Genomic DNA, 20,858 nt, shown 5'->3' on the forward strand with positions numbered 1-20,858 from the left:
GCTTACGCATCCGTGCGCGTGCCGGCCGCCGGGCCGTGGCGTTCGAACCAGCCGCGCGCGCGGCGCGCGAGTGCGTCGAAGCCGAGATAGATGACCGGCGTCGTGAACAGCGTGAGCACCTGCGACACGATCAGGCCGCCGGCGATCGCGATCCCGAGCGGCTGACGCAGCTCGGAGCCCGCGCCCGAGCCGACGATCAGCGGCACCGCGCCGAGCAGCGCGGCGAGCGTCGTCATCAGGATCGGCCGGAAGCGCAGCAGGCACGCCTGATAGATCGCTTCGCGCGGCGGCTTGCCTTCGACGCGTTCGGCCTCGAGCGCGAAGTCGATCATCATGATCGCGTTCTTCTTCACGATGCCGATCAGCAGCACGATGCCGATGATGCCGATGATGTCGAGATCGTGCCCCGTGATCATCAGCGCGAGCAGCGCGCCGACGCCGGCCGACGGCAGCGTCGACAGGATCGTGATCGGATGGATGTAGCTCTCGTACAGCACGCCGAGCACGATGTACATCGTCACCACGGCCGCGAGGATCAGGAACAGCTGGTTCGACAGCGACGCCTGGAACGCGAGCGCCGCGCCCTGGAAGCGCGTCTGGAACGAGCCGGGCAAGCCGATCTCCTTTTCGGCGGCCTGGATCGCCTTGACGGCTTCGCCGAGCGACGCGCCCGGCGCGAGGTTGAACGAGATCGTCGTCGACGGGAACTGCGACAGATGCGACACGAGCAGCGGCGACGGCCGCTCGTGGAAGGTCGCGATCGACGACAGCGGCACCTGGCCGCCGCCTGCCGACGGCAGATAGATGTCGTTCAGCGATTGCACGTAGTGCTGGTCCTTCGGCTCCGACTCGAGAATCACGCGGTACTGGTTCGACTGCGTGAAGATCGTCGAGACGATGCGCTGGCCGAACGCGTCGTACAGCGCGTTGTCGACCGTCGCGGGCGTGACGCCGAAGCGCGCGGCGCTCGCGCGGTCGATCTCGATATAGACCGACTGGCCGTTGCTCTGCAGGTCGGTCGCGACGTCCGCGAGCGACGGCTCCTGCTGCAGCCGCGTGACGAGCTTCGGCACCCAGGTCGCGAACTCGTCCGCGTTCGGGCTCGTCAGCATGAACTGATACTGCGTCGGGCTCACCGTCGAATCGATCGTCAAGTCCTGCACGGACTGCATGAACAGCGAAATGCCCGTCACGTTCGCGACGCGCTGCTGCAGGTCGCGGATGATCTGCGCGGCCGTCTCCGAACGTTCGTCGCGCGGCTTCAGGTTGATCAGCATCCGGCCGCTGTTCAGCGTGATGTTCGAGCCGTCGACGCCGATGAACGACGTGAGGCTGTCGACGTTCGGGTCCTTCAGGATCTCGCTCGCGAGCGTCTGCTGCCGCTCGGCCATCGCGCCGTACGATACCGACTGCGGCGCCTGCGTGATCGCCTGGATCACGCCCGTGTCCTGCGCGGGGAAGAAGCCCTTCGGCACGAACACGTACAGCAGCGCGGTCAGCGCGAGCGTGAGCAGCGCGACGACGAGCGTCGCGCGCTGCCGGTTCAGCACCCATTCGAGCGCGACCGCATAGCGTGCGATCACCCAGTCGATCGTGCGGTGCACGCGCGCCTCGAAACGATGGCTTTCGGGCGGCGGCGAGTGACGCAGCAGCTTCGCGCACATCATCGGCACGAGCGTCAGCGACACGATCGCCGAGATCACGATCGTCACGGCGAGCGTGATCGCGAATTCGTGGAACAGGCGGCCGACCACGTCGCCCATGAACAGCAGCGGGATCAGCACCGCGATCAGCGACACCGTCAGCGAGATGATCGTGAAGCCGATCTGCTTCGAACCCTTCAGCGCGGCCTCGAGGCCCGAATCGCCTTCCTCGACGTAGCGCGCGATGTTCTCGATCATCACGATCGCGTCGTCGACGACGAAGCCGGTCGCGATCGTCAGCGCCATCAGCGACAGGTTGTTCAGCGAGAAGCCCGCGAGATACATCACCGCGAGCGTGCCGATCAGCGACAGCGGCACCGACAGGCTCGGGATGATCGTCGCGTAGACGTTCGCGAGGAACAGGTACATCACGAGCACGACGAGCACGACCGACAGCATCAGTTCGAACTGCACGTCGCGCACGGCCGCGCGGATCATCGTCGTGCGATCGGTGACGATCTGCACGTCGAGCGCGGCCGGCAGCGTTTCCTGCAGCTTCGGCAACTGCGCCTTGATCGCGTCGACGGTCGCGATCACGTTCGCGCCCGGCTGGCGCTGCACGTTCAGGATGATCGCGGGCTCCGAATTGACCCACGCGCCGAGCTTCGTGTTCTCCGAGCCGGCGACGACCTTCGCGACGTCGGTCAGCATCACAGGGCGGCCGTTCTTGTATGCGACGACCGCGCTGTTGTACTGATCGGCGCTCGTCAGCTGGTCGTTCGCGTTGATCGTGTAGGCGCGTGTCGGGCCGTCGAAGTTGCCCTTCGGCGTGTTCACGTTCAGGTTCGAGATCGTCGTGCGCAGATCGTCGAGGTTCATCCCGTACTGCGCGAGCGCGGTCGGATTCGCCTGGATCCGCACGGCCGGGCGGTTGCCGCCCGACAGGCTCACGAGGCCGACGCCCGCGATCTGCGAGATCTTCATCGCGAGGCGCGTGTCGGTCAGGTCCTGCACCTGCGTGAGCGGCAGCGTCTTCGACGTGACCGCGAGCGTCAGCACGGGCGCATCGGCCGGGTTGACCTTCGCGTAGATCGGCGGGGCAGGGAGGTCGGACGGCAGCAGGTTGCCGGCCGCGTTGATCGCGGCCTGCACTTCCTGCTCGGCGATGTCGAGCGGCAGGTCGAGCGAGAACTGCAGCGTGATGACCGACGCGCCGGCCGAGCTTTGCGACGACATCTGGTTCAGCGACGGCATCTGCCCGAACTGGCGCTCGAGCGGCGCGGTGACCGACGACGTCATCACTTCCGGGCTCGCGCCCGGATAGAAGGTCTGGACCTGGATCGTCGGATAGTCGACTTCCGGCAGCGCGGCGAGCGGCAGGAAGCGCAGCGCGACGAGGCCGGCCAGCATGATCGCCGCCATCAGAAGGGCGGTGCCGACCGGCCGGAGAATGAAGATGCGGGACGGATTCATCGAGCGGACCGTGCGTTATTGGGCCGCTGCCTGCGACGCACCGTGCCGGTGCCCGCCGTGACGGCCGGCCGCGCCCGACGCCGCCGACGCCGCGCTCGCGCCGTGCGCGCCCGACGCGCCTTTCGGCTGGTCGGCCGGAATCGAGATCTTCGCGCCTTCGCGCAGACGGTCGGAGCCGTCGGTGACCACGCGCTCGCCGACCGCGACGCCGTCGACGATGCTCGTGCGCTCGCCGTCGACCGGGCCGACCTTGACCTTGCGCACGGTGACCGTGTTGTCCGGTTTCACGATGTAGACGAACTGGCCGATCGAGCCCGTCAGCACGGCCGAGGTCGGCACGATCGTCGCGTCGCGGATCACGTCGACGAGCAGCCGCGTGTTGACGAACTGATTCGGAAACAGCAGGCCTTCCTTGTTATCGAACGTCGCGCGCAGCTTCACGGTGCCGGTGCTCGTGTCGATCTGGTTGTCGAGCGTTTCGAGCGAGCCGGTCTCGAGCGGAATCGTGTTGTTGCGGTTGTACGCGGTGACCGACAGCTTCTGGCCCGCGTTGACCTGCTTGAGGATCTGCGGCAGGTTGTCTTCCGAGGTCGTGAAGATCACGCTCATCGGCTGCAGCTGCGTGATCACGACGATTCCGTTCGTGTCGCCGGGCGTCACGTAGTTGCCCGGATCGACCTGGCGCAGGCCGACGCGGCCCGACACCGGCGCGGTGATGCGCGCGTACGTGAGGTTCAGCTTCGCCGAATCGACCGCGGCCTGATCGGTCTTCACGGTGCCTTCGTACTGCTTGACCAGCGATGCCTGCGTGTCGACCGTCTGCGATGCGATCGAATCCTGCGACAGCAGCGTGCGGTAGCGCTTCAGGTCGAGGCGCGCGGTCGCGAGCAGCGCCTGATCGCGTGCGAGCGTGCCTTCGGCGTTCTCGAGCGCGACCTGATACGGGCGCGGGTCGATCTGCGCGAGCAGGTCGCCTTTCTTGACGATCTGGCCTTCCTTGAACGCGACCGACTGCAGATAGCCGGACAACTGCGTCTTGACCGTCACGTTCGCGAGCGGCGTCACGGTGCCGAGCGCGCTCAGCACGACCGGCATCTCGCCGCGCGTCGCGGCCGCGACCTGCACGGGCTGCGGCACGTTCGCCATCGCAGCGGGCCCGCCGCGGCCGCGATGGCCGCCGCCTGCGCTGCTGGCCGCGCTGCCGGCGGCCGGTTTGCCGGCCGGCGTGCGGTTCCACGGATGCCACCACAGCAGGCCGCCGATGACGACGACGGCGAGCGCCGCGGCTGTGAGCCTGCGGCGCGAACGTCGTGCGGCAGCGGGAGCGGGATCGTTCGAAGGGGGCGTGGGCTTTTGTTGGTTGTCCATCGTGTTCTGTCAGGAAGACGGCGCGGGCGTGCCGGGGAACGCACTGCGAGGGCGGCATGCGGGCGTATCGGAGGCGGCCGGCTCGGCCCGGGCGCGTCCCGCCCGCGCGGGAAAGAGCGGTGCGCACCGACGAACCGGTGCGACGATTGGGCATGATGCTACGTCCCGTCCCCGTTACAGTCCAGTGCTCTATCTTTCAACGGGTTACGGTCGTTACAGAAGACGACGAAACGATGACGGCACGCTTACGCGGCGACGCGCCGCGCCGGTGCGCCGCCGATCTCGCGCGTGATCTTGGCGATGCATTCGTGCAGCGCCGGCACCACGTGTTCGCGCAACCATTCGGGCGGGCACTGGTGCGATGCGCCGCCGCAGTTCACCGAATAGCGCTGGCCGGACGGCCCGACGAAACCGGCCGCGACCGCGTTGAGCCCTTCGCGCCATTCGCCGATCGCGATCGCGTGGCCGTCGCGCATCGCGTCGTCGAGCGCCGGATTGAGCCGCGCGAACACGTGCGGCCAGTCGTCGCCCGCCGTCGCGCGCAGTGCGTCGAGCAGCGCACGTCGCTCGTCGTCCTCGAGCGCGGCGAGATACGCGCGGCCGACCGCCGTGCGCGCGATGTCCATCCGCGAACCGATCTCGAGCCGCGTGACGAGCACCGCCGAGCGCGGGCGGATCACGTCGATCGCGACCATGTCGAGCCGGTCGCGCACCGCGAGGTGCACGGACAGCGACGTGCGCTCGGCAAGCTCGATCATGAACGGCCGCGAGCGCGCGCGGATGTCGAAGTTGCGCAGGAAACCATGGCTCAGCTCGAGCACCGACGCGGTCAGCACGAAGCGCTCGCTGTCCGGCAGCTGGAACAGGAAGCCGGCGCTGACGAGCGTCGCGGTGATGCGCGACACGGTGGGCTTCGGAATGCCGGTCAGCTCGGTCAATTCGCGGTTGCTGACGGGCGCGTCGGCGGCCGCGATGCGGCGCAGCACCGCAAGGCCGCGCGCGAGCGCGGTGATTTCGTCCGGCGACGATTCGCGTTCTCGGGGAGCGGGGGGATGACAGATGTCGACACGAGGCGTTCTCTCTATTTCCGAAACTCTATTTCAGTTTACTTAATATTGTCAGATGATTGTCAAAAGATGCATGTTCGCCGAATGAACCGTTCATGCGATGAAACTTTACGGGTTGACCCTTGGTTTATTAGGAAAACCCTCACATCGGCGTCGCTGAAAAGTGCATGAGACGGTGCAAATACCGCTTGACTTGTTCCGCGGAAACGGAAAGAATGTCTCACGTTTTCGAAACATCGTTTCAGGAGTTTAACCGGCAACGGTGTTTCGTGCAGTCTCTCAGGTTCTAGCACGGCCCTCGGAATGGCTAGAACTTTTTTAGCGCCACGGTCTCCGTGGCGCTTTTTTTTTTTGCGTGTGCGCCGGCGCGTCGGCGCCGTATTATCGCGCGTCCGGCGCGCGGGCCTGTCCCGGCGCGGCCGCGCATGCTCGGCGCGGTGCGTCCGGCGCGCGCAAAAAAAAGCGCGACGCCCGCAAGGGCATCGCGCATGAACCGGCGTGGAGCGCCGACGAATGAAACGTGATCGCGAAGGCGGCGCGTCCCGCGCGCCGCGGGGCCGGGTTCAGCCCTTCGCGAGTTGGATGCTGGTCTGCTCGGCCGTCAGATAGCCGACGCTCGCGCCGAAGCGGTCCTTGTAGTTCGCGCGCACGAGCGGATCGAGCACGGGCTTGACCTTGTCGTGCAGCGGCGATTCCCAGTCGCCCGCGTGCTGGAAGTTGCTCATGATGTAGGTCCAGCCGTTGATTTCGTCGACGGCATGCAGGCCCGTCGATTCGGCGCCGGCCGGGCACGACAGCACGCGCGAGAGCGTCTTGGTGTCGACGTGGTAGGCCCACAGGAAGTTGTTCACGTGCATCCCCGAGTCCTCGCCGATGAACAGCGTGCGCAGCTTTTCCGAGAACTTCAGGTTGTCCGGGTTCGCGATCTTGTCCGGATTCGCGAGGTTGCCGAGTACATCCGCCGTCGCGAGATCCTCGCCGACCAGCGCCGCCGGCGCGGCCATGTCGACCGGCACCCACTCGCTGTCGATCGCGGCGCCCGACGTGTCGCGCTGCCCGGCCTTCAGGTTCAGCGCATAGACGGCGCCCGCGGCGATCTTCGCGTCGAGCGCGACGTCGCGCGACACCGCGTTGCCCTTGACCATCGACGTCTCGATCCGCGACATCGCCGTGTAGACGATCTTGTCCTTCGCGTTCACGGTCGTGCCTTCGAGCTTCGTGAAGGCCATGCTGCCGCCGATCAGCGCGGCGTAGCGGTGCGTTTCGAGGAACGCGGCCGCCTTTTCCATCCCGGGCTTGATGCGGATCCAGTTGAACTTGCCGCCGAAGTGGATCTTCGTGTAGCTCGCATCGTTCGGGTCGGTCGTCGCGAGATCCATGATGTCCGACGCCTTCAGCGTGTTCGCGAGCGATTCGATCTCGCTGCTCGTCGCGTGGCCGATCCGGATCCACGTGAGCGTCGCGCTGCCTGCGCCGGCGGACGACGTCTGCGCCCACTTCGCGACGTAGAGCGTGCCGGCCGACAGGTCGGCCGCCTTGTCGGCGACGAACATGAACAGGCCGCCGTTGGTCGCGTCGTCGCCCATCATCACGGTGCGCTGGTCGGGCATCACCTGGATCAGCTCGTGCGAAATGCGGCCGAGACAGTAGTGCTTCTTCACGGTGCCGGTGCCGTCCGGATTCACGGTGATTTCGGGCAGATGGCCGTAGTGGTAGGGGTTCGCCTTCGTCTCGTCGCCGAACGTGTTCTTGCTGAACGCCTTGAACTGCGCGTCGGTCGCGGCCTTCGTCGCGTCCGGCTCGTATTCCTCGCTCGACAGATGCGTGCCCCACGGCGACAGGCTCGCGCCGCACGTGATCCAGAGGCCGTGCGCGCTCGACGTGTCGACGTTGTGATACTTGACGAGCTTCAGCGTGCCGGTGGCCGGATCCTGATCGAGCGTCAGCACCGCGATCGGCGACGGCAGCTGGCCGTACTGCGACACGCTCGCCTGATCGCGCGTCGTGTATTCGAACTGCACGACCGCGAACACCGTGTTGCCCTTCACACCGGGCACGTTCGCATTCTTCAGCGTGAGCAGCGAGCTGCCGTCCGGGCAGTCCGAATAGAACTGGCGTTCCTTGCCGGGCACCGAGCGGTCGATGATCGGCTGATTGTTGATGTCGTAGTAGCCGCCCGCGAGGATCGTGCCGCCTTTGCCGTCCGGCACCATGTCGCCGGTCACGAAGAACGGCCGGTAGGCGAGCTTGAAGTTGCGCGACGAGCCGTCCGAGAACGACACCGACAGCGTCGAGCCGACCGTCGTCGTCGCCATTGCCGCCGCGTTGTCGAGCGTCGGGGCGGCCATCGACGAGAACGTCGCCGCCGCGTAGGCGGCCGCCGTGGGCGTCGTGGCGGGCTGATCGTCGTCGCCGCCGCAACCCGTCAGCAGCGCCGGCAGCGCGAGGCCGGAAAGCGGCAGCATCGGAGCGCCGGCAAGGATCTTCAGGGCATGGCGACGGGAAGCATTGGGCAACGCGGGCATGTCGAGTCCAGTTTCAGGTGTGGAAAGAATGGCGTTCGCGAAGCCGGCCGGACGGCAAGCTTCGCGAAGGCAGGTTGAAAACTGGACGGAAGTGTAGGGACGCTCGATGAAAGTTTTTTGAATTGAAAACGTAATGCGTATCGAGCGTGCGTCGGCGCACCGCTGCGAACGCGTGCGGCGCGCGTCGCGTCAGTCGCGTTCGGGCGTCGCCGTGATCCGATGGATCGACAGATCCGCGCCGTCGAACTCCGCTTCGCGATCGAGCCGCAGGCCGACGGTCGCCTTCAGCGCGCCGTAGACGAGCGTACCGCCGACACTGGCGATCGCGATGCCGCCGAGCGTGCCGATCAACTGCGACATGAACGCGACGCCGCCGAGGCCGCCGAGCGCGGGCAGCCCGAAGATGCCGGCCGCGATGCCGCCGAGCGCGCCGCACAAGCCGTGCAGCGGCCACACGCCGAGCACGTCGTCGATGCGCCACTTGTTCTGCACGCACGTGAACATCGCGACGAACAGCGCGCCGGCGGCCGCGCCCGTCACGAGCGCACCGATCGGATGCATCACGTCGGAGCCCGCGCACACAGCGACGAGGCCGGCGAGCGGACCGTTGTACGTGAAGCCCGGATCGTTGCGTCCCGCGAGCCACGCGGCGAGCGTGCCGCCGACCATCGCCATCAGCGAGTTCACGGCGACGAGGCCGCTGATCTTGTCGAGCGTCTGCGCGCTCATCACGTTGAAGCCGAACCAGCCGACCGCGAGCACCCATGCGCCGAGCGCGAGAAACGGAATGTTCGACGGCGGATGCGCGGCGATGCGGCCGTCCTTCGCGTAGCGGCCGTGGCGCGCGCCGAGCAGCAGCACGGCCGGCAGCGCGACCCAACCGCCGAACGCGTGCACGACGACCGAGCCCGCGAAATCGTGGAACGGTGCGCCGAACGCGTGCGCGAGCCAGGCCTGCACGCCATAGCGCTCGTTCCAGGCGATGCCTTCGAAGAACGGATAGATGAAGCCGACGATGATCAGCGTCGCGACGAGCTGCGGATTGAATTTCGCGCGCTCGGCGATGCCGCCGGAGACGATCGCGGGAATCGCGGCCGCGAAGGTCAGCAGAAAGAAGAACCGCACGAGCGCATAGCCGCTGTGCTGCGACAACGTGCCGATGTCGTCGAAGAACTCGACGCCGTAGGCGATCGTATAGCCGATGAAGAAATACGCGAGCGTCGACACCGAGAAGTCGACGAGGATCTTCACGAGCGCGTTCACCTGATTCTTCTTGCGCACCGTGCCGAGTTCGAGAAACGCGAAGCCCGCGTGCATCGCGAGCACCATGACGGCGCCGATCAACAGGAACAGTGTGTCGACGCCGGATTTCATACCGTCCATGCGGAGGCTTCCTTGCTCAAAAAACGGGCAACGAATGCAAGTATCGAGCCAAGTTGGGGAGTGCATGCGTGGCGTTGGTGCGAAGCGCCGTGCGGCGCGGCAGGCGCGTGCATCGCACCGCGCCGTGGTTGTCTCCGCGTGCGGCGCGTGTTGCACGCAGGTGGTGCGGCCGGCTCGCAACTGGTGCGTGATAGCGGCGATGTGGTGCGTCGCGATGCGTGGTGGTGCGCGCGCGTGCGCAGCTTCGGGGCGCGGCGAGGTGGCGCGGCGAGGCGGTGCGTGGGCCGGTGGTGTGCGCGCGCGTCAGCGGCCTGAGAACAGCCGGCGTGGCCATCGCAGCCGCCGGGCGCATATGCACCAATAGCCGGCGAGCGTCGCGATCCCGAGCGCGCCGAACGTGAGTGCCGCAAAGCCGGCCGGCGACGCGCCGGCCGCCGCGCCGTCGAGCAGCGCCCGCGCGATCATCAGCGCGGCGGCCCAGAATCCGGTCACCGCCTGGACGACGAGGCGTGCACACGCGAACCGCCGCGCGCGGCCGGCAGTCGAGACGCCGCGCGCCCGCGACGGTCGCAGGCACATGAACAGCGCGGCGGCGAGTAGCGCGGCGAGCGCGATCAGCCAATTGACGAGGAAATGCATGGACGGTGACGGACGGAACGGAGGATTCGACGGCGCAAACTTTAAGCGCCGCGCGCACGCAATTGAATCGGATGAGTCTGAAATTGAAAGCCGTTTTTAATCCGGCGCCGGCTGACGCCTACGCAGAGGCGGTATCATCGACGTCGGTTCAACCATGCAGGCCGCGCGATGCGGCTACAGATCGCCGATGAAGATGAAGACTTTGCCGATGCGCCTGATGCGCGGTGCGGTGTTGACGGCCGTCGCGGCCGCTGCGGTGTTCGCGCTTGCGGGCTGCGAGAAATCGAGCGCGCCGGCCACGCAACCCGATACGGCCGCGAGCGCGGCCGCCGATGCAGCCAGCCACGCGGCGCAGGCGCTCGATCAGGTCGCGAGCACCGTCAGCCAGCAGATCGACGCGGCGAAGGCCGGTATCGCGTCGGCCGCATCGGCCGTGCCGCCTTTGTCCGCGAGCGGTCTTGCGTCGGCCGCGCAGGCGCAGATCGACGCGGCGGCGTCCGCGGTCGTCGCGCATGCGGCATCCGAAGCGGGCGCGAAGCTCGCGGAGGCCGGCAAGAAGCTTCAGCAGTGGAGTCAGCAGAATGCGGCGGGCGCCAAGCCGGCCAGCAATCCGTGACGCGTCGCTTGCGGAATCCATGAACTGTAATTATCATGGTTACATATTGAGCCGCCGCGTTGCGCGACGGCGTCGAGTGAGTGTGGAATGAATACCAGCAGCCGCTTCGCGTTTGCCGTTCACGTGCTCGCCTTGCTGTCGATGCAGGAAGGCGTGCCGCTATCGTCCGACATCATCGCCGGCAGCGTGAACACGAATCCGGCGCTGATCCGCCGGCTGCTCTCGATGCTCGCGGCGGCGGGGCTCACCACGTCGCAGCTCGGCGCGGGCGGCGGCGCGCTGCTCGCGCGCGAGCCGGGCGAGATCACGCTGCTCGACGTCTATCGCGCGGTCGACGATGCGCAACTGTTCGCGCTGCACCGCGAGGCGCCGAATCCCGCGTGTCTCGTCGGGCGGCATATCCAGGGCGTGCTGACCGGCTATATCGGCGACGCGCAGCGTGCGATGGAAGCGTCGCTCGCCTCGCGCACGCTGGCCGACGTGACGGTCGACGTGCTCGACGCAGAGCGGCGCGGCCCGCGCGCGGCCGGCGCGGGCGGGTAGGGCAGCGGCAATACACGACGCAGGCAGTCGGCGTCGGCACGTGCGGGGCGGTCGCCCCGTTTTTTGCGGTCTTATATGTAATCAGCTACGTTACATTTGTTCGGGAGAATCGACATGACGCAACGGTCCTTGAATATCGCGCTGTTCGGCGCAACGGGCATGATCGGCTCGCGCATCGCGGCCGAAGCGGCGCGACGCGGGCATCGCGTGACCGCGCTGTCGCGCCGTCCGGGCGCGGCCGGCGACGGCATCACCGCGCAAGCGGCCGACCTGTTCGATCCGGCGAGCGTCGCGGCCGCGCTGCCGGGCCACGACGTCGTGGCAAGCGCGTACGGTCCGAAGCAGGACGATGCGGCGAACGTCGTCGCGGCCGTGAAGGCGCTGGTCGAGGGCGCACGTCGCGCCGGGCTCAAACGCGTGGTCGTCGTCGGCGGCGCCGGTTCGCTCGAGGTCGCGCCCGGCAAGCAGCTCGTCGACACCGAAGGGTTTCCGGCCGAGTACAAGGCCGTCGCGCTCGCGCACCGCGACGCGCTCGATTATCTGAAGACCGTCGACGATCTCGACTGGACGTTCTTCGCGCCGGCCGCGCTGATCGCGCCGGGCGAACGCACCGGCACGTTCCGCACCGGCACCGGCAAGCTGATCGTCGACGCGAACGGCGCGAGCCGGATTTCCGCCGAAGACTACGCGGTCGCGTTCGTCGATGCGCTCGAGCAGCGCCGGTTCGTGCGCGAGATCGCGACGGTCGCGTACTGAGCGGCGCGCCGGCCGGCGGCGTGCGGCCGCCGGCGCCGGTTCGCGGCATCGAGGCCGCGCCGATCGCGCGGACACGCGTACGTATTCGTCCGATCGGTGTTTATCCCGGTCGACGCCGCGAACCGGATTGCATATCGTTCCCCGTCATGGGCAATGCATAGAATAAATTTCTATCGGCAGGGGACTGGAGAAATGGATGCAATCGACCGCAAGCTGCTGGAACTGTTGCAGACCGACGCGACATTGCCGATTGCGGAACTCGCGCAACGCGTGAATCTGTCGCAGACGCCGTGCTGGAAGCGCGTGCAGCGGCTGAAGGAAACGGGCGCGATCCGCGCGCAGGTCGCGCTCTGCGATCCGCGCAAGCTCGGTGTCGGCACGACCGTGTTCGTCGCGATCCGCACGAACCAGCACACCGAGGAGTGGGCGCAGCGTTTCACACAGGCGGTGCGCGACATGCCGGAGGTGGTCGAGGTGTATCGGATGAGCGGCGAGACCGACTATCTGCTGCGCGTCGTCGTGGCGGGTATCGACGATTACGACCGCGTCTATAAACAACTGATCCGCACAGTGCCGCTCTTCGACGTGAGCTCGTCGTTCGCGATGGAGCAGATCAAGTATTCGACCGCGCTGCCGGTGCGCGATCTCGCGGAGCCCGCCTAGCGTCGGCCCGCTGCCCACCGTCCACCGTCCGCCGCATCGCCCGCAGCACGGCGTGCGGTTTCGCGTCATCGGCCGCGTGCGAGCGCGTGGGCGCGTGCGTCGGCGAGCGCGTCGCGCCGGATGAATTCTGCGACGAATGCGCTGGCCGGATGATGATGCAGCGCGTACGGCGTATCCCATTGCGCGAGCCGGCCGTCGTGCATCACGCCGATCCGGTCGGCGATCGCGAACGCTTCGGCCTGGTTGTGCGTGACGAGGATCGCGGTGTGGCCCGTCCGCTTCAGGATGTCGCGCAGCTCGAACGCGAGCCGCTCGCGCGTATCGACATCGAGATTCGAAAACGGCTCGTCGAGCAGCAGCAGTTCCGGCGACGGCGCGAGCGCGCGGGCAAGCGCGACGCGCTGCTGCTGGCCGCCCGACAGCTCGTGCGGATACGCATTGCCCGAATCGGCGAGACCGACGAGTGCGAGCATGTCGGCTACGCGTGCGCGCCGCTGTTGTTTCGGCAGGCGCCGCAGGCCGAACGCGACGTTGTCCGCCGCGCTCAGATGCGGAAACAACGCATAGTCCTGGAACATCATCCCGATGCGCCGCCGCTCGGGCGGCACGTCGAACGACGGCGTCGCGACGCTTGCGCCGTCCAGCACGATGCGTCCCGCGCGCAGCGGTTCGAACCCCGCGATCGCGCGCAGTACCGTCGTCTTTCCGCACCCCGACGCGCCGAGCAGGCAGCCGATCTCGCCGCGCGGCAACGCGAGGCTGAGCCCGTCGACCACCGTGCGGCGGCCCTGCGGCGTGTCGTAGTCGATGGACAGCGTGTCGAGTTCGAGCAGATTCACAGTGTCAGGCTCCGATCTTGTGACGGGTGCGTGCGAGCAGGATCACGGGCACGAGCCCGGCCAGCACGATCGCGAGCGCGGCGACCGCGCCTTCCTCGTAGGTGCCGCGCGCGGCTTCGGCATAGAGCCAGGTCGCGAGCGTGTCGAAGTTCAGCGGACGCAGCAGCAGCGTGGCCGGCAGTTCCTTCATCGCGTCGACGAATACCAGCAGCGCGCTCGTCGTGAGGGCGGGGCGCAGCAGCGGCAGATGCACGCGCCGCAGCGCGCCGGCCGCCGTCTCGCCGAGCGAGCGCGCGGCTTGTTCGAGCGACGGCGGAATGCGCGCAAGGCCCGCTTCGACGTTGCCGGCCGCGATCGCGAGAAAGCGCACCGTATAGGCGATGACGAGCGCGGCCGCCGAGCCGATCAGCCACAGTCCGTCGCGGCCGAGCAGCGTGCCGGCCAGCCGGTCGACGGCGCCGAGCGGCGTGAGCAGACCGATCGCGAGCACGGTGCCGGGCACTGCATAGCCGAGGCTCGCGATCCGCGCGCCGACGCGCGCGACGCCCGCGCGCATGCTGTCGCGCTGCGCGCGCGCGGCCCACGCGACGATCAATCCGCATGCGAGCGTCGCGACGGTCGCGGCGGCCGCGATCGTCAGCGTGTTCGCGAGCCCGTCGAGCAACTGCGCGGAGACGCCGCCGACCTGATGCAGCCGCTTGGCCGTCTCGACCGCGAGATAGGCGGCCGGCGCGCCGAAACCGAGCAGCACCGGCAGCCAGCCGAGCACGGCCGCCGTGCAGCCGGCCGCACCCGTGAGCCGGCGCGGCGCGAGCGGCCGCATCCGGCGCCCGTGCGCATAGCGCTGGCGACGGCGTCCGTAGCGTTCGAGCGCGATCATCGCGACGACGACGGCGAGCATCGCGAGCGCGATTTGCGCGGCGCCCGCGAGATCGGAGCGTGTGATCCACGTCGTATAGACGGATACGGTGAGCGTCTGCACGCCGAGGAATTCGGATGCGCCGATGTCGTTCAGCGTCTCCAGCAGCGCGAGGCTCACGCCGACCGCGATCGCGGGCCGCGCAAGCGGCATGACGACGCGCCAGAACGTCGCGACGCGCCCCGCGCCGAGCGTGCGCGCCGCTTCGAGGAGGCTCGCCGACTGCGTGACGAACATCGCGCGCGTGCTCAGATACACGTACGGATACAGCACGAAGCCGAGCACGAACACGGCGCCCGGCAGCGAGCGCAGGTCGGGCAGCCGGAACTGTCGCGGGCTGTCGAAGCCGAGCAGCCAGCGGATCGCGCTCTGCACGGGGCCGATCGGATGCAGCAGATCGAGATAGGCGAACGCGACGATGTAGGTGGGCACCGCAAGCGGCAGCAGCAGCGCCCAGGTGAGCGTGCGGCGGCCGGGGAAGTCGTAGGCGGTGACGAGCCACGCGCAGCCGGTGCCGACGATCGACACGATCGCGCCGACGCCGGCGAGCAGCAACAGCGTATTGGCAAGCGCCTGCGGCAGCACGAATGCGGCGAGATGCCGCCAGTGCGCGAGATCGGCGTCGAACGCAGCCGCGACGAGCGCCGCGAGCGGCGCGGCGACCGCCGCCGCGATCGCGAGCGCAGCGAACGTCCACACGCCGCGCGCGCGCAGCCGAAGCGGCGGCCGTCGCGGCCGGCCGCGGGCCGCGACGAAGCTCCGATCAGTTGTCAAAGCCGACCTTGTCGACGAGCTGGCTTGCCTGCTTCCGATGCTTCGCGATTTCGGTCAGCGGCAGCGGATCGACCTTCAGCTGACCGAAGCTCGCGATCACCGGATCGAGCGTCACGTTCGCGCGCACCGGGTATTCATAGTTCGCCTGCGCATAGAGCGCCTGCGCTTGCGGCGATACCAGGTATTCGAGCAGCTTGACCGCGTTGGCCTTGTTCGGCGCATGCTTCGCGACCGTCGCGCCGCTGATGTTGACGTGCGTGCCGCCGCTCTTCGCATTCGCGAACGTCGGCCGCACGACCTTGATCGCATCGCCCCATTTGCGCGCATCGGTGCCCGGTTCGGCGTTCTTCATGTGGCCGACGTAATAGGCGTTCGCGAGACCGACGTCGCAGATGCCGCCGAGGATGTCGCGCGCGACGTCGCGATCGCCGCCCGTCGCCTTGCGCGCGAGATTCGCCTTCACGCCGCGCAGCCATTTTTCGGTGGCCGCCTCGCCGTCGTGCGCGATCATCGCGGCGACGAGCGCCGTGTTGTACGGATGCTGGCCCGAGCGGATGCAGACTTTGCCTTTCCATTTCGGATCGGCGAGATCCTCGTAGCGGAACGCGTCGACTTTCAGATCCTTCTCGACGTACAGCACGCGGTCGCGCAGCGACAGCGCGTACCACTCGCCCTGCGCGCCGCGCAGGTTGGCCGGGATCGCCTCGTCGAGCGCCTTCGAGCGGATCGGCTGCGTGAGGCCGCCGTCGACGAGATCGAGCAGGTTGCCGATGTCGACCGTCATCAGCACGTCGGCCGGCGATTGCGCGCCTTCGGCCTTCACGCGTTCGAGCAGCCCGTCCTTCACGAACACGGTGTTCACCTTGACGCCGCTCTGCTTCGTGAACGCATCAAGGAGCGGCTGGATCAGCTTCGGCTCGCGGGTGGTGTACAGGCTCACTTCATCGGCCGCATGGGCAAGCGGCGCGAACGCGGTCGCGGCGAAGGCGAGGGCGCCGACGAGCGGCAGCAGGCGGAAACGCGGATTCGACATGAAGACTCCGAAGCGGCAGAGGGACGGTGGACGTTCCGGACGCGCGTGCCGCTCGATCGCCCGAAACATTACAAAATGAAAGACTTTGGATTCTAGATCGAAATGGGAATGATTATCAAATGAAAGCTTTCGGCAAGGCGGCGACGGATAGGGAGGACGGCGGGTGCGAGACGGCGAACGGGCGGCGCTGCACGCCGCGCCCAAGCGCGTAGAATGCGCGCTTCGACGAATTCGACGGAGCCGCAGCGACCATGAACGATCAGCGCAAGAAGAACCCTGTCCGCAACGTGAGCATCCTGATCATCGTGGCCGTGCTGCTCGTGATCGGGACGATCCTGTACAACGCGATCTCGCAGAAGCGTGCGTACGACGAGGCGCATCCGGCCGAGGCCGCGAGCGCGGCGTCGCACTGACACGGCGGCGCGCGGGCGAGGCGCCGGAACCGGCGCGCCGCGTGGCGGTATCAGCGGTGCGTCAACGTGACGCGGCCGCGAAACGCGGACGAATCCGCACGTAGAACACGGCCGCGAGCAACGCGAGCCAGATCGCGCCGACGTAGAGCGCCACGCGCGTATCGTCGAACCAGCCGAGCATCACGATCACGAAGGCCATGAAGGCGATCGTCAGCGCGGGCGCGACGGGCCACAGCGGCACCTTGAACTTCAGCGCCGCGACTTCCGCGGCCGACAGGCGACGGCGCATCGCGACCTGCGACAGCAGGATCATGAGCCAGACCCACACGGTCGCGAACGTCGCGATCGCGGCCACCATCAGAAACACGTCCTTCGGCATCAGATAGTTGAGCAGCACGCCGATCAGCAAGGCACCGGCCATCACGAGCACCGTGACCCACGGCACGCCGTGCCGCGACGTCGTCGTCAGCACGCGCGGCGCCTGGCCTTGCCGCGCCATGCCGAACATCATCCGGCCCGCGCCGAAGATGTCGCTGTTGATCGCCGAGATCGCCGCGCTGATCACGACGAGGTTGAGGATCGTCGCGGCCGACTTCACGCCGAGCGTCGAGAAGATCTGCACGAACGGGCTGCCTTCGCTGCCGACGCCGGTCCACGGGCTGATCGACATCAGCACGACCATCGTCAGCACGTAGAACAGCAGGATCCGCGCGGGCACCGCATTGATCGCGCGCGGGATCACGCGCTCCGGATCCTTGGCCTCGCCGGCGCTCATGCCGATAACCTCGATGCCGCCGTACGCGAAGATCACGACCGACAGCGACGCAATCAACCCGCCGATGCCGTTCGGCAGGAAGCCGCCGTGGTTCCACAGATTCGCGAAGCTCGGCGCGTCGGCCGAATGACCGAAATGCATGCCGGCGAGCAGGATCGCGACGCCGCCGCCGATCATCGCGACGATCGCCCCGACCTTGATGATCGACAGCCAGAATTCGAGTTCGCCGAATACCTTCACGTGGCAGAGGTTCAGCCCGCAGATCACGGCCACGACGCCGAGCACCCAGATCCACTGCGGCACGCCGGGAAACCAGAAGCCCATGTAGATGCCGAACGCGGTGATGTCGGCGATCGCGACGATCACCATTTCGAGCGTGTAGGTCCAGCCGGTGACGAAGCCTGCAAACGGCCCGAGGTTCTCGGTCGCGTAGTGGCCGAACGATCCGGCGACGGGGTCGCGCACGGCCATCTCGCCGAGCGCGCGCATCACCATGTAGACGGCCGCGCCGCCGAGGATGTACGCCAGGATCACGGCCGGGCCCGCGAGCTGGATCGCGGACGCCGAGCCGTAGAACAGACCGGTGCCGATCGCCGAGCCCAGCGCGAGAAAGCGGATGTGCCGCGCGCTCAGGTGGCGCTGCAGATTCTTCATCGAGTCTCCGAAATCGTTGTCAGACCGAGCGGGCGCGGTGGCTCGCCGGGTCGAGTTGTATATACAACTTGAATGTGAACGAATGATAACAAGCGTGGACCGGCAACCGGAATCGGGTATTCCCTGACTGGTGCGGCGCGTCGAACCGGGTAGGGGATGTGTGCGAACGGTGTGGTCGGTGCGTGGCACGGCGGTGCGACGGGTGCGGCAGCGCGAGGTGTTTGCGGAAGGACGCACGGGCGGAGGACGCGTCGGTGGAAGGACGCGCCGGCGGCAGGACTCGCCCGGCAGCACGCCGCGCCGGTAGCCGATGGGCGACAGCGATGAACGACAGGCGATGAGCGGTAAGCGGTAGCGGTAGACGACGCGCGGCCGGCCGCGGCCGCACGGATCATGCGGGCAGCCGGATCACGCTCGCATCCTTGCGAATCAGCAGCGACGACGCGAGCATCTGCTTGCACTGATGCGCGAGCACCTTCAGGTCGTAGGTCAGATCGGCATCGACCGCGTCGGATTGCTCGGCGGACACGACCATCGCATCGAGGTCGCGCGTGATCTGCTTCGTCGCTTCAAGCTGGTCGGCCGGCGGCGGCTCGCCGGCTTCCGCCTTCTTCAGGTTCTCGAGCACGGCGGCGAGGCCGCGCTGCAACGCGTCGTCCTGCGGGATGTTGCCGTCGGCCGCGCACGCGGCGCGGATCAACGGCGCGGCGGCCGTGATCTGTGCGCCGAGCACATGCGTCTGCACGAGCAGGTCGTTCAGCTCGGGCACGAAGCGCTGGTGCGCCTTCGGCTCGATCATCATCCGCTGGAATGCCTGCCCGAGATTCGCGAAGGCGATATGCACGTCCTTGCGCGCGAGCCGATAGCGATAGTCGTCGTCGAGGCTCGTGGAGGGCGCCTCGATCGCCGCCGCCACGCCGGGCACGACCGCCGCGCCGTCGGCCACAGGCACGGCCGGCGGTGACGCGCCGCGCCCCGCGCGCCACACGGCTTCGAAATACTTGCGCGTCGCCGTCAGCATGTCGGCGACGAGCTTGCCCATCAGCCGGTATTCCCAGTACGGGAACAGCCGGCTCGCGGCGATCGCGATCATGCAGCCGACGACGGTATCGATCGCGCGCTCGCCGATGATGCGCATGTTGCCCGGCGCGAGCAGGTGGAACATCAGCAGCACGTAGGACGACGTGAACACGACGCTCGCCGCGTAATTGAACAGCAGCAGGCTGTAGCTCATCACCATCGAGCCGAACATCATCGCGATCAGCACGCGCGAATCCTTGACGGTGTAGATCAGCGCGAGGCTCGCCGCGCAGCCGATCAGCGTGCCGATGATCCGCTGCGCGTTGCGCTGCTTGGTCAGCGAGTAGCCGGGCTTCAGGATGATGATGCTCGTCATCACGATCCAGTACGCGTTCGTGAGCGGCAGCAGGCGGCCGAGCCAGAACCCGACCGCCACCGCGATCGTCACGCGCAGCGCGTGGCGAAAGCTCGGCGAACGCATGTTCAGGTTCGAGAAGATCAGCAGCGGCGACATCCGGCGGCGCTGCAGGAAGCGCGTGAGCGCCTTGTCGATCTTCAGCTCCGTCTGCTGCGGATCGGCATGGCCGGACAGGTTGCGGCGCATGCGATCGATCAGCCGCGTCCCGCTCCAGATGCGCCGGAACGTCGCGAGCACGGCCGCGTACGCTTCCGCGTGCGTCGCCGGGAACTGCTTCTTGCGCATCAGCTCGATCTCGTATTCGATCGCGCGCAGCTCGGCCTTCACGCTGATGCGCGCGTGCGGCGCGCGGTTCTCGAGCACCGCGAGGCCGATCTGCTCGAGATCGGCGGCCGCCTTGCGGATCAGGTCGCGGTAGAAGATGATCAGGTCCGATCCGCCAAACGTGTTGCGCATCAGCGGGTAGTCGGTATGCGCGCCGACGAACAGCTCGTGCAGGTCGACGCTGTTGATGAACAGGTTGAACATCGTCGTGCGGCCCGGATCGAGCTTGCCGCGCCGCAGCTTCGGCAGATTGCGCAGCACGATGTCGCGTGCGGTTTCCTGCGTCTCGACCGCGGTGATCTGCTTGGCGACGAGGTTCCGGTAGCACTCGTCGAGATCGGCGTCGAGATCGTAGAACTGCGCGCGCGCGAGCAGGTAGTCCGCGCATGCGAACAGGCTCTCGGCGAGCGCCTGCTGCTCGATGCGGCGCGCCTGCCACTGCGAGACGAGCGTCGCCCAGTACGTGTACCAGAGGCCGCCCGCGAGAATCCATCCGGCATTCACGAACGCCTGCAGCGGCGTGAGCTTCTCTTCGAGCGTCATCACCATCATGAACAGCGTCGCGAAGCTGATCTGCGGCCAGCGGTTGCCGTAGACGACGATCAGCGACAGCACGAACGTGAGCGGCACGATCGTCAGCCACAGCGCGAAGATGTTCGGTGTCGCGAGCCCCGTCGCGAGCGCCGCGAGCCCGCCGATCACGCTGCACGCGAGCATTTCGTTGTGCTTGTACTTCAGCGGCCCCGGCATGTCGACGACGCATGCACCGAGCGCGCCCGTCGAGATCGTGAAGCCGAGCTCGCGGTTGTGAAACACGATCAGACACAGCACGGCCGGCAACGATACGCCGACTGCGATCCGCAGGCCGCCGAAAAAGTACTGGCTGTAAAGAAACTTTCTGATTTCGACCGAATAGCGCATCGATGGGCTGAATGGCTGACGAAGACGCCCGGGGCGGCGTATTGACTGGCGACGAGTCTATCGTATTTCGCGCGCCGCAAAACCTGGCCGTC

The 20,858-nt window shown here is 67.4% G+C and carries 16 protein-coding genes; 5 read left to right on the top strand and 11 right to left on the bottom strand.

Going from position 1 to position 20,858, the window contains the following annotated elements; genetic code table 11:
* Positions 1-2: 2 nt before the first annotated feature.
* From ACSHSS_RS09465 to ACSHSS_RS09490, 6 genes are all read right to left on the bottom strand, one after another.
* Entirely contained in the window at positions 3-3,116 is a 3,114-nt protein-coding gene (locus tag ACSHSS_RS09465) for an MdtB/MuxB family multidrug efflux RND transporter permease subunit (RefSeq protein WP_059782039.1), read from the bottom strand.
* Positions 3,117-3,131: 15 nt separating this feature from the next.
* On the bottom strand, positions 3,132-4,484 hold the full coding sequence (locus ACSHSS_RS09470; RefSeq protein WP_059782040.1) for an MdtA/MuxA family multidrug efflux RND transporter periplasmic adaptor subunit: 1,353 nt from the start codon (positions 4,482-4,484) through the stop codon (positions 3,132-3,134).
* A gap of 245 nt (positions 4,485-4,729) precedes the next feature.
* The gene (locus ACSHSS_RS09475) at positions 4,730-5,545 is read right to left on the bottom strand and encodes an IclR family transcriptional regulator (protein WP_105826085.1); all 816 of its coding nucleotides are present in this window, start codon (positions 5,543-5,545) and stop codon (positions 4,730-4,732) included.
* A gap of 569 nt (positions 5,546-6,114) precedes the next feature.
* The gene (locus ACSHSS_RS09480; protein ID WP_445544866.1) at positions 6,115-8,076 is read right to left on the bottom strand and encodes a PhoX family protein; all 1,962 of its coding nucleotides are present in this window, start codon (positions 8,074-8,076) and stop codon (positions 6,115-6,117) included.
* A gap of 189 nt (positions 8,077-8,265) precedes the next feature.
* Complete coding sequence (locus ACSHSS_RS09485) at positions 8,266-9,459, bottom strand: ammonium transporter (protein ID WP_445544867.1); 1,194 nt, start codon at positions 9,457-9,459, stop codon at positions 8,266-8,268.
* A gap of 303 nt (positions 9,460-9,762) precedes the next feature.
* Entirely contained in the window at positions 9,763-10,098 is a 336-nt protein-coding gene (locus tag ACSHSS_RS09490) for a hypothetical protein (protein WP_369716818.1), read from the bottom strand.
* A 187-nt stretch (positions 10,099-10,285) separates the two neighbouring features.
* On the opposite strand from ACSHSS_RS09490, the gene ACSHSS_RS09495 reads away from it, so the two are divergent.
* The 4 genes from ACSHSS_RS09495 (at position 10,286) to ACSHSS_RS09510 (ending at position 12,676) form a co-directional block, all read left to right on the top strand.
* Entirely contained in the window at positions 10,286-10,714 is a 429-nt protein-coding gene (locus ACSHSS_RS09495; protein WP_105843686.1) for a hypothetical protein, read from the top strand.
* Between the two features lie 87 nt (positions 10,715-10,801).
* Positions 10,802-11,257, top strand: coding sequence for an Rrf2 family transcriptional regulator (locus ACSHSS_RS09500; protein ID WP_006407535.1), 456 nt, complete (start codon positions 10,802-10,804; stop codon positions 11,255-11,257).
* A gap of 114 nt (positions 11,258-11,371) precedes the next feature.
* Positions 11,372-12,013 carry an NAD(P)-dependent oxidoreductase gene (locus ACSHSS_RS09505; protein WP_445544868.1) on the top strand — a complete coding sequence of 214 codons (642 nt, stop codon included), beginning with the start codon at positions 11,372-11,374 and terminating at the stop codon, positions 12,011-12,013.
* A gap of 192 nt (positions 12,014-12,205) precedes the next feature.
* Positions 12,206-12,676 (top strand): Lrp/AsnC family transcriptional regulator, encoded by a 471-nt coding sequence (locus ACSHSS_RS09510; protein ID WP_006401179.1) that lies wholly within the window; start codon positions 12,206-12,208, stop codon positions 12,674-12,676.
* 65 nt (positions 12,677-12,741) lie between these two features.
* Here ACSHSS_RS09510 and ACSHSS_RS09515 read toward each other — a convergent pair whose 3' ends face one another.
* From ACSHSS_RS09515 to ACSHSS_RS09525, 3 genes are read right to left on the bottom strand one after another with little or no spacing between them, the layout of a single operon-like run.
* Positions 12,742-13,515 (bottom strand): ABC transporter ATP-binding protein, encoded by a 774-nt coding sequence (locus ACSHSS_RS09515; protein WP_012213740.1) that lies wholly within the window; start codon positions 13,513-13,515, stop codon positions 12,742-12,744.
* Between the two features lie 4 nt (positions 13,516-13,519).
* Entirely contained in the window at positions 13,520-15,208 is a 1,689-nt protein-coding gene (locus tag ACSHSS_RS09520; protein ID WP_217060867.1) for an ABC transporter permease, read from the bottom strand.
* Positions 15,198-16,241, bottom strand: a complete 1,044-nt coding sequence (locus ACSHSS_RS09525) for a Fe(3+) ABC transporter substrate-binding protein (protein ID WP_012213738.1) — start codon at positions 16,239-16,241, stop codon at positions 15,198-15,200. Before ACSHSS_RS09525 ends, ACSHSS_RS09520 begins: the two co-directional genes overlap by 11 nt.
* Before the next feature lie 251 nt (positions 16,242-16,492).
* On the opposite strand from ACSHSS_RS09525, the gene ACSHSS_RS09530 reads away from it, so the two are divergent.
* Positions 16,493-16,654 (top strand): hypothetical protein, encoded by a 162-nt coding sequence (locus ACSHSS_RS09530; RefSeq protein ID WP_006415664.1) that lies wholly within the window; start codon positions 16,493-16,495, stop codon positions 16,652-16,654.
* A 61-nt stretch (positions 16,655-16,715) separates the two neighbouring features.
* On the opposite strand, the gene ACSHSS_RS09535 is transcribed toward ACSHSS_RS09530, so the two are convergent.
* Complete coding sequence (locus tag ACSHSS_RS09535; protein ID WP_035949884.1) at positions 16,716-18,083, bottom strand: amino acid permease; 1,368 nt, start codon at positions 18,081-18,083, stop codon at positions 16,716-16,718.
* 391 nt (positions 18,084-18,474) lie between these two features.
* On the bottom strand, positions 18,475-20,766 hold the full coding sequence (locus ACSHSS_RS09540) for an FUSC family protein (protein WP_039224969.1): 2,292 nt from the start codon (positions 20,764-20,766) through the stop codon (positions 18,475-18,477).
* Positions 20,767-20,858 lie beyond the last annotated feature (92 nt).

The sequence above is a fragment of the Burkholderia sp. BC1 genome (assembly GCF_052683555.1).

Bases quoted from the DNA above. Each gene is read 5' to 3' on its own strand.
- ACSHSS_RS09465 (WP_059782039.1), bottom strand. From the start codon at position 3,116: ATGAATCCGTCCCGCATCTTCATTCTCCGGCCGGTCGGCACCGCCCTT.
- ACSHSS_RS09470 (WP_059782040.1), bottom strand. From the start codon at position 4,484: ATGGACAACCAACAAAAGCCCACGCCCCCTTCGAACGATCCCGCTCCC.
- ACSHSS_RS09480 (WP_445544866.1), bottom strand. From the start codon at position 8,076: ATGCCCGCGTTGCCCAATGCTTCCCGTCGCCATGCCCTGAAGATCCTT.
- ACSHSS_RS09485 (WP_445544867.1), bottom strand. From the start codon at position 9,459: ATGGACGGTATGAAATCCGGCGTCGACACACTGTTCCTGTTGATCGGC.
- ACSHSS_RS09490 (WP_369716818.1), bottom strand. From the start codon at position 10,098: ATGCATTTCCTCGTCAATTGGCTGATCGCGCTCGCCGCGCTACTCGCC.
- ACSHSS_RS09495 (WP_105843686.1), top strand. From the start codon at position 10,286: ATGAAGATGAAGACTTTGCCGATGCGCCTGATGCGCGGTGCGGTGTTG.
- ACSHSS_RS09500 (WP_006407535.1), top strand. From the start codon at position 10,802: ATGAATACCAGCAGCCGCTTCGCGTTTGCCGTTCACGTGCTCGCCTTG.
- ACSHSS_RS09505 (WP_445544868.1), top strand. From the start codon at position 11,372: ATGACGCAACGGTCCTTGAATATCGCGCTGTTCGGCGCAACGGGCATG.
- ACSHSS_RS09510 (WP_006401179.1), top strand. From the start codon at position 12,206: ATGGATGCAATCGACCGCAAGCTGCTGGAACTGTTGCAGACCGACGCG.
- ACSHSS_RS09525 (WP_012213738.1), bottom strand. From the start codon at position 16,241: ATGTCGAATCCGCGTTTCCGCCTGCTGCCGCTCGTCGGCGCCCTCGCC.
- ACSHSS_RS09530 (WP_006415664.1), top strand. From the start codon at position 16,493: ATGAACGATCAGCGCAAGAAGAACCCTGTCCGCAACGTGAGCATCCTG.
- ACSHSS_RS09535 (WP_035949884.1), bottom strand. From the start codon at position 18,083: ATGAAGAATCTGCAGCGCCACCTGAGCGCGCGGCACATCCGCTTTCTC.
- ACSHSS_RS09540 (WP_039224969.1), bottom strand. From the start codon at position 20,766: ATGCGCTATTCGGTCGAAATCAGAAAGTTTCTTTACAGCCAGTACTTT.